This window comes from Kitasatospora sp. NPDC001175, from assembly GCF_053598215.1.
Map to the genome: position 1 here is coordinate 1 of NZ_JBSFJU010000196.1, position 2,154 is coordinate 2,154.

Consider the following 2,154-nt stretch of genomic DNA (forward strand, 5'->3'; position numbering starts at 1 on the left):
CGCGCGCAGCGCCGCTGCGCTCTCTTCCCCCAGCCTGACGGCCGGGGGGACCCCCGCACGATGCACGCCCAGACTCGGCTCTCGACCCGCTCCTTCATCCACGCTCCCTGTTGCCCGCCGGTCTTATGAGGTAATTGACGGATCAACTTGCGTCTGGCAAGGGGAAAGAGAGAGAGTGTCAGGGCGGGATCATCTCCGATGGCGGCGATGATCGACGGTCACTCAGCCACACAGGGGTACGACGGCCGGAGGGGGTAGCAGCTGAACAGCCACGATCTGCGAAGACGGCGGCGGGGAGCGCGCCCGGCGATCCGGAGCGCGGGCTGCGGCCTGCGGGCGAGCGAGGTCATCGGGACGTGACCGTGCGGCAGGCCGCCGACGGCGCCGGGCCCCGGCCGACGGGCCGCTTCGGTGTGCGTCGGGCCCCGGGCCGGCTGCCGCCCGGCCGATGCCGTCCGCTACCTGCCCTGCGGCCCGCCGGGCTCCGCGGCGATCGCGCACCGGCCCATCGGCCCTCCGCCGTCTGCTCCCCGCCACCTCCGTGAACGGCACCCGAGACCAGAACACCCCTGACTGACAAGGCGGTTGCACCGTGACACTGGCCAAGCGCGTGGGAATGACGACTCCGTCCGCCGCCGGAGGCGGCCTCGGCGATCAGGTGTACAACCGCCTGCTCCAGGACCGCATCATCTTCCTGGGCGAGGCGGTGGACGACGACATCGCCAACCGGATCACCGCCCAGCTCCTGCTCCTGGCCGCCGAGCCGGAGAAGGACATCTTCCTCTACATCAACTCCCCGGGCGGCTCGATCTCGGCCGGCATGGCGATCTACGACACCATGCAGTACGTCAAGAACGACGTGGTGACGATCGCGATGGGCATGGCGGCCTCGATGGGCCAGTTCCTGCTCACCGCCGGCAGCCCGGGGAAGCGCTTCGCGCTGCCGAACGCCGAGATCCTGATGCACCAGCCCTCGGCCGGTCTCGGCGGTTCGGCCACCGACATCCGGATCCAGGCCGAGCAACTGCTGCGCACCAAGAAGCGGATGGCCGAACTGATCGCCTTCCACAGCGGCCGGACCGTCGAGGAGATCACCGCGGACTCCGACCGCGACCGTTGGTTCTCCGCCCGGCAGGCCAAGGAGTACGGCCTGATCGACGACGTGATGCACCACGCCGCGGACGTGCCCGGCGGTGGCGGCACGGGCGCCTGAGACCGCCACCCAGCGACACCGCCCGTCCACCAGCCCATCTCCTGACGGAGGCCGAAGTCCCCATGAACATCCCCGACTTAATGGGCGCCGCCCACGAGCGCCTGCGCGCCGAGGGCCGCTACATCGTCCCGCGCTTCACCGAGCGCACCTCGCAGGGCTTCCGCGAGTACGACCCGTACGCCAAGCTGTTCGAGGAGCGGATCGTCTTCCTCGGAGCGCAGATCGACGACACCTCCGCGAACGACATCATGGCCCAGCTCATCTGCCTGGAGTCCATGGACCCGGACCGCGACATCTCGCTGTACATCAACTCGCCCGGCGGATCGTTCACCGCGCTGACCGCGGTCTACGACACGATGCAGTACGTCAAGCCCGACATCTCGACGGTCTGCATGGGCCAGGCGGCCTCCGCCGCGGTGGTCCTGCTGGCGGCCGGCACCCCCGGCAAGCGGATGGCGCTGCCCAACTCCCGGATCCTGATCCACCAGCCGTACACCGAGACCGGCCGCGGCCAGGTCTCCGACCTGGAGATCCAGGCCAACGAGATCCTGCGGATGCGCGGGCAGCTGGAGGAGATGCTGGCCAAGCACTCCAGCAAGGACGTCCAGCAGATCCGCGACGACATCGAGCGGGACAAGATCCTCACCGCACGGGAGGCGCAGGAGTACGGGTTGGTGGACCACGTCGTCGAACCGCGGGCCGGCCAGCTGGGCTAGGACCGACCGGCAATAGGGCCCGCGGCGTCGCGTGCCGATAGCTCTCTCTCCCTCCTTGCCCGCCATCGGGCAGGAGGGGCCGTCCTTGCCCGCCAACGGGCGGGGGTCCCCCCGGCCGGAGGCTGGGGGCGAGGGGCCCTCGGACGCACATCCCTCGTCGCGCGCAGCGCCGCTGCGCTCTCTTCCCCCAGCCTGACGGCCGGGGGGACCCCCGCACGATGCACG

At 70.3% G+C, this 2,154-nt stretch carries 2 protein-coding genes; both read left to right on the top strand.

Going from position 1 to position 2,154, the window contains the following annotated elements:
• Positions 1–616: 616 nt before the first annotated feature.
• Complete coding sequence (locus ACWDAK_RS41065) at positions 617–1,213, top strand: ATP-dependent Clp protease proteolytic subunit (RefSeq protein WP_344641356.1); 597 nt, start codon at positions 617–619, stop codon at positions 1,211–1,213.
• 62 nt (positions 1,214–1,275) lie between these two features.
• Positions 1,276–1,929, top strand: coding sequence for an ATP-dependent Clp protease proteolytic subunit (locus ACWDAK_RS41070; RefSeq protein ID WP_344641350.1), 654 nt, complete (start codon positions 1,276–1,278; stop codon positions 1,927–1,929).
• Positions 1,930–2,154 lie beyond the last annotated feature (225 nt).